Source organism: Bacillus sp. JJ1764 (assembly GCF_036962145.1).
Classification (GTDB): Bacteria; Bacillota; Bacilli; order Bacillales; family Cytobacillaceae; genus Neobacillus.
Genome location: NZ_JBALNY010000128.1, coordinates 3,421 through 9,408, shown reverse-complemented (window position 1 = coordinate 9,408; position 5,988 = coordinate 3,421). Strand labels below are relative to the sequence as shown.

The 5,988-nt window shown below is 35.7% G+C and carries 6 protein-coding genes and 1 pseudogene; 5 read left to right on the top strand and 2 right to left on the bottom strand.

Going from position 1 to position 5,988, the window contains the following annotated elements:
- Positions 1 to 322: 322 nt before the first annotated feature.
- Positions 323 to 916, bottom strand: a pseudogene (locus tag V7083_RS17375) (sulfite exporter TauE/SafE family protein); the annotation flags it as partial.
- Between the two features lie 43 nt (positions 917 to 959).
- Between V7083_RS17375 and V7083_RS17370 the strand changes: the two are divergent.
- From V7083_RS17370 to V7083_RS17355, 4 genes are all read left to right on the top strand, one after another.
- Positions 960 to 1,595 (top strand): RNA polymerase sigma factor, encoded by a 636-nt coding sequence (locus V7083_RS17370; protein WP_335480188.1) that lies wholly within the window; start codon positions 960 to 962, stop codon positions 1,593 to 1,595.
- Positions 1,592 to 2,323 (top strand): hypothetical protein, encoded by a 732-nt coding sequence (locus V7083_RS17365; protein ID WP_335480185.1) that lies wholly within the window; start codon positions 1,592 to 1,594, stop codon positions 2,321 to 2,323. The genes V7083_RS17370 and V7083_RS17365 overlap by 4 nt, the downstream gene beginning before the upstream one ends.
- A gap of 253 nt (positions 2,324 to 2,576) precedes the next feature.
- Positions 2,577 to 2,975: a GyrI-like domain-containing protein gene (locus V7083_RS17360; protein ID WP_335480183.1), complete on the top strand. Its 399-nt coding sequence runs from the start codon at positions 2,577 to 2,579 to the stop codon at positions 2,973 to 2,975.
- A 67-nt stretch (positions 2,976 to 3,042) separates the two neighbouring features.
- Positions 3,043 to 3,429, top strand: coding sequence for an FxsA family protein (locus V7083_RS17355; protein WP_335480181.1), 387 nt, complete (start codon positions 3,043 to 3,045; stop codon positions 3,427 to 3,429).
- A 115-nt stretch (positions 3,430 to 3,544) separates the two neighbouring features.
- Here V7083_RS17355 and V7083_RS17350 read toward each other — a convergent pair whose 3' ends face one another.
- Complete coding sequence (locus V7083_RS17350; protein ID WP_335480179.1) at positions 3,545 to 4,444, bottom strand: LysR family transcriptional regulator; 900 nt, start codon at positions 4,442 to 4,444, stop codon at positions 3,545 to 3,547.
- A gap of 248 nt (positions 4,445 to 4,692) precedes the next feature.
- On the opposite strand from V7083_RS17350, the gene V7083_RS17345 reads away from it, so the two are divergent.
- Positions 4,693 to 5,859, top strand: a complete 1,167-nt coding sequence (locus tag V7083_RS17345) for an MFS transporter (protein ID WP_335480176.1) — start codon at positions 4,693 to 4,695, stop codon at positions 5,857 to 5,859.
- Positions 5,860 to 5,988: the final 129 nt, after the last annotated feature.

Sequence of the window (5,988 nt, the reverse complement as noted above, 5' to 3'; positions counted from 1 at the left end):
GTACTTCCATTAATACTCGTATTTTTATTTACCTATACCAAAAAACTAATAAAAAAAGAAAGAGAAAAGACTCTGAGTTTAAGTAAACATAAAAAATTAGACATGATACTATGGAGAGACCCTAGACCAATTTTAATTCTATTTTGGTTATTGGTACTGTATCAGACATTTTTTAAATGAAGATTACCAAATGTAAATGATTATCCCTACGAGTCTAGGAGGAAGCTGTAGCAATGTTTAGGAAAGGCTGTTTTCGTAAACTTTGATGTTTTTTATAAAATTAAAAATTATGTCAAAACAGCCAAATATATACACGAGGTAATTAAATAAGTTGCAAATAATCTAAGATGTTTTTTCCAATTAGAAAAAGAGTTATAACGATAAACAATATTCTTACAAAAGATACACCCTTCTTAATGGCAAAGTTTGATCCCACTAAAGCTCCTAAAACCATAGCAATTCCCATTGGAATTCCATATGAAAAATTAATAACATTTAAGTATAGAAACATAATGAGTGCAGCAATATTGCTTCCAAAGTTAAGGACTTTTGCATTGCCAGCCGATTGGATAAAATCAAATCCAATGATTAGGAAGGAAAATAACAAAAAAGAACCCGTGCCAGCTCCAAAAAAACCATCATAAAAGCCAATACTCAATATTACCAATGCAAAAATAATACCCCTTTTCCAGTTCATTCCTTGGTATCTAGAATCTTTGCCCCAATCTTTTTTTAGGATTGTGTAGATGGCTACTGCGATCAGTAACACTAAGACCAACGGTTTTAACACCTCTGAGGATATATGTTTCACAACGTATGCACCTAAGAAAGAACCCACAAAAGTCAAAGGGAATAACTTAGATACGAGTGAAAAATTTACTTTTCCAGATTTAATAAACGATATGGTACTGGTTAAAGGATAGTGGAAAAATACGACAGTGACCACAATCCAAAGGAGCTTGGAAATCCAAGCTTCTTTTTTATATGGCCATTTTTATAATTTAAATAAAACGTATAAAATTGAAATAAAAGTACTTTTGATTCGACTAATTCATGAAGATAAAAATAGGGGAGAAATTGGAGTTGACCAATTGATGAGTAGGGACATCATTTCGGAGTGGTTTTACTTGTATAATAAAGATATATACCACTTTTTGGTTTATTACATGGGATCAAGTGATGTAGAAGATTTGGTCCAGGAGGTTTTTATCCGAGCTATTAAAGGCTTTGACAATTTTCAAGGAAAATCAAGTCCTAAAACCTGGCTACTGTCAATTGCACGGCATGTGGGAATTGATGAAATTAGAAAAAGGAAACGCTCAAAAATGATGCAACTGTTTTGGTTCTGGGAAGAGGAAACTGCCAAGGAAACCCCCGAGGAAATTCTTCAACTAAATGAAACTAACAGACTCCTTTATGAAGCTATCCAATCTTTAAAAGCTAATTATCGAGATGTTATCATTCTTCGATGCATTAAAGAACTGTCTGTATCGGAAACAGCTTCCATTTTAAATTGGAATGAAAATAAGGTTCGTATCACCTATCATCGTGCTTTAAAGGTGCTTCAACAAGAGAAAGGAGTGTTTTCTCTATGAAAGATCATGAAAGATATGAAGAGATAGAAAGAATGATCCGAACATTACCAGAACCTGATTTTGATAAAAGGTTTACTAAAGATACCCAAGACATCATTCATGATCACCTATTACAATATACAAGTTCATATGAAAAGCAGAAAAGGAGAGCAACAACCATGAGAAAGATCTTTGTAGGTTTTGCAAGTATTGCGGCCTTGTTGTTATTTGCCTTTCTTATTAAACCGATCCTGGAGGACCGTTCTTCTAGTTCAAATAACCATAACCAAGGGCAGCTAGGGCAAGAACATCCTACAGTAGATGATAATAAAGAGGGCCATGAACAAGATACTATTGTTTATAAAAATAATGAATATGGGTTCACTTTTTCGTTGCCCAAAAGTTGGGCTGGGTACCAGATTGTAAAGGAATCCTGGGAGGGTGTTTCTATTAATCAAGAACAAAGTAACATCATTGAAAATGGGCCGATCCTATTCATTAGACATCCCGAATGGACGGAGGTTAAACCAAGACAAGATATTCCGATAATGATATTTACACATAATCAATGGACCTTACTACAAAATGGTGAATTTCATATTGGAGCAGCACCAATTGGACCTACACTTCTCGGACAAAATAAAGACTATGTTTTCGCACTTCCAGCCAGATATAACTTCGCCTTTCTAGAAGGATATGAAGAAGTTGAAAACATATTAAAAAATCAGCCACTTCAAACAAAAAATTAGAAGATGATTTCATCACGTTCCGCAAAATTAGAGGGATCTTCGGAAAGTGAGAGATTTAATGTGTTCCTTCCTGTCCGAAGTCACTGGACGTAGAATTCCAAAATTCCCCCCTGGCTGTGAAGTCAGGGGGCGTTATAAGTAAATAATCTTTCAAAAGGGTTTCTTCCATTATTAAATTTACAAATAAAAAAGGTTATTCCGATATTTTGTAGAAGTAAGAATAAACCAATAAATGGAAAGGAAGGAAACTCATTTGAACCTAAAAATTATTAACAGTGTTAGAACCAATAATTTCAAAGATGAACAAATCATGGAAAAGATTACGGGAATGTGGAAAGAATCAACAAGGGTTTTGAAAAATAAGGATGCCGTTGTGTATGGCTTATATTATGACTATGAAAGTAATTATAAAGGTGATTATTCATTAAGCGCTGCAACTGAAGACACGGGTGATGAAGCCTCCATTGAGATTCAGAGCGACAACAAATATGAAATGTTTGTTGTGGATTCAACAGATGAACAAGGAGTATATAAAACATGGAAGAAGATTTGGGAGTGTGAGGAAAAAGGGACACTCAATAGGGCATACACTTATGATTTTGAAAAATATTATCCTAATGGAACAATTGAAATTTATATAGCGATTAAATAGTTGCATTTGCTCTTTTTTCAACTACAATAGAATGGACAAGGGCATTTCATTCGAGGGGTAGACATACATGCGCTATTTATTTTTATTAATCATCATCATTCCCGCCATGGACATAGGATTTTTGTTGTTTTCTGGTAAAACATTTGGTGTTTGGCCGACACTTACCATTATTATTCTAACAGGAATCATAGGGGCCTATTTAGCCAAAAAAGAAGGGCTAGAAACTTTGCGCAGAGCACAGGAAGAACTGCGTTATGGCAAAATCCCCGGTGAAGCAGTGTTAGATGGCATTTGTATCCTAATAGGTGGCACGCTACTTTTGACTCCAGGATTTATCACCGATTTCCTCGGATTTCTCATGCTATTTCAACCAACAAGAAAGATATTTAAGTTTTTCATGAAAAATTCCTTTCGAAAATGGATCGATCGAGGAAATATTAAGATCATCAAATAAAAACAGCTTCCGTGACTGAAGTGCCCTGTAAATGATAGATTGGTGTCTAACATTTACGGGGCACTTCAAGACCGGAGGCTGATTTTTTTAATATGACGAGATATTCCTTACTAAACTATTTAAAGTTCAAAAATTTCTTTTGAATTTCTTTTAAAAACACTTCTGCGGCTGCGGAAAAAAGCTGATGCTTTTTCCAAACTATATTTAAGCCAGATTCAAGTTTTGGCTCTAGAGGTATAAAACAAAGGTTACTGTCACTTGATGTATTGACAATTTTATCTAGGACTATTGCATAGCCTAGACCTTCTTCCACCATAATGGCGGCATTATAGGCAAGATTATAGGTAGTCACGACGTTTAGTTTATCAAAATCTTCGCCAAACCAATCAGCAAATTCATTTTTAGAAAAGGATTGTTTTATCGCCTGTCGTGAACAGATTAGAGGAACATTCACTAAATCGATTGCTTGAATGGTATTTTTTGATGAAAGAGGACTGTCTTTCTTCATTACAACCCCCCACACATCTTTGGCAGGGATATCAAGGTAATTGTATTTTGATAGATCAGCTGGTGAAATTAAAATCCCAAAATCTAGCAAGCCCTTGTCAAGCCGCTCAGACACATCGTCTTCGTTTCCACTGTAGAGGTGATACCGGATGTTTGGATACCTTGACTGCAATTCTTTGGCTACCCACGCAATCTGTCTCATGGCATCAGTTTCCCCACCGCCAATATATACATCACCACTGATCGTTTCCTCCATGGAATGAAATTCTGCCTCTAATTTATCGACCATTGCTACAATTTCTTCCGCTCTTTTTCGCAGGTGCATTCCTTCATCTGTAAGAATGATACTGTGGCTGCTTCGTATAAATAATTTTTTACCTAACTCATGTTCTAACTCCTTTAGTTGCCTGGACAAGGTTGGCTGGGTAACATGCAGAAAATCGGCAGCACCCGTGATGCTTCCTTCTCTGGCGACCGTTAGAAAATATCGCAAAACTCTCAGTTCCATGAAGATTCCTCCTATCATGTTTTAAGTATAGGAGTTTTAGAAATGCCTTACAAGCATATCTTGATATAAGATATAAGTATTAGCTATTTGTGAAGAATCACTCTAGAATAATAACAAAGGAAGGTGTTATTCGTTAAGTCTAATGTGATTGATAAAGTTATCAAAGTAAAATCCTCCTGGTTCCAATATAGAACATGAAAATATCCATTATTTTTAGGGGTATTTTCATAAAGAAAGGAGATGTTCTTTTGGATAAAGGAAACCACTTATTAATTTTCATCTTAACCGTTGGGGTTTTTGGTATCTTAAATACCGAAATGGGAGTGATCGGAATATTGCCTGCGATTGCTGATCACTTTCATATCAGTATTTCAAAAGCGGGCTGGCTTGTAAGTGTTTTTGCCCTTGTGGTAGCAGCTGCTGGTCCAACAATGCCGTTATTGTTTTCAGGGATTAATCGAAAGAAGGTAATGTTACTCGTACTAGGGGTTTTTGTTTTGGGTAACATCATAGCTATATTTGCAACTAATTTTACTATTGCATTGATTGCCCGGGCGGTTCCTGCTTTATTTCATCCTGTTTATTGTTCGTTAGCATTTACAGTAGCTGCTGCATCAGTAAGTAAGGAGGAAGCTCCAAAAGCGGTTTCTAAAGTATTTATTGGGGTATCAGCCGGTATGGTGGTTGGCGTGCCAATCGCAAGCTTTATTGCTAGTGTCGTTTCATTGCAAATGGCGATGACATTCTTTGCTGTAGTCAATGTAATAGTTTTCGTTGCTACATTACTATTTGTCCCATCGATGCCTGTTGCAGAAAAACTTTCTTATGGGTCACAGTTATCCGTTTTAAAAAAATCGACGACATGGATTTCTATTCTGACAGTGATATTATTAAATTCAGCCGTATTTGGGGTTTATAGTTATCTTGCTGATTACCTAAAAACTGTTACGAATATGTCTCCGAACACCATTAGTTTACTTCTATTCCTATACGGCGTAGCAAATATTATTGGCAGCATTGTCGCAGGGAAACTACTTACTAATAATGCCATCAAATCTGTAGTGGCTTTTCCTTTCGCATTGGGAATTGTTTACATCATCATATTCATATTTGGACAATTTAGCATACCAATGATGATCATTACATTCATTTGGGGAATCGTTGCTGGAGTTGGAGGCAACATCAATCAATATTGGATCACCTCTTCAGCTCCCGAAGCCCCAGATTTTGCGAATGGATTATTTTTAACATCCGCAAACTTAGGAACAACATTTGGTGCTGCTGTAGGGGGATTATTTATATCAGAAATGGGAACCCAATACGTCGTATTAGTAGGAGTTCTATCGTTACTTTTGGGTATGGTGTTTATTTTATTGAGAAATTATCGGTATGTTCCTACAAAACAATTATCCTAATAAAAATGGCGTCTTCTTCAACAGAAGTCGCTATTTTTGTAAAACACAGATTTAAATATCCTTATAATCTCCATTGTTTCAGGTTATTCGATATGGTATATTATCAACATACTTATTAAACATCTTTAA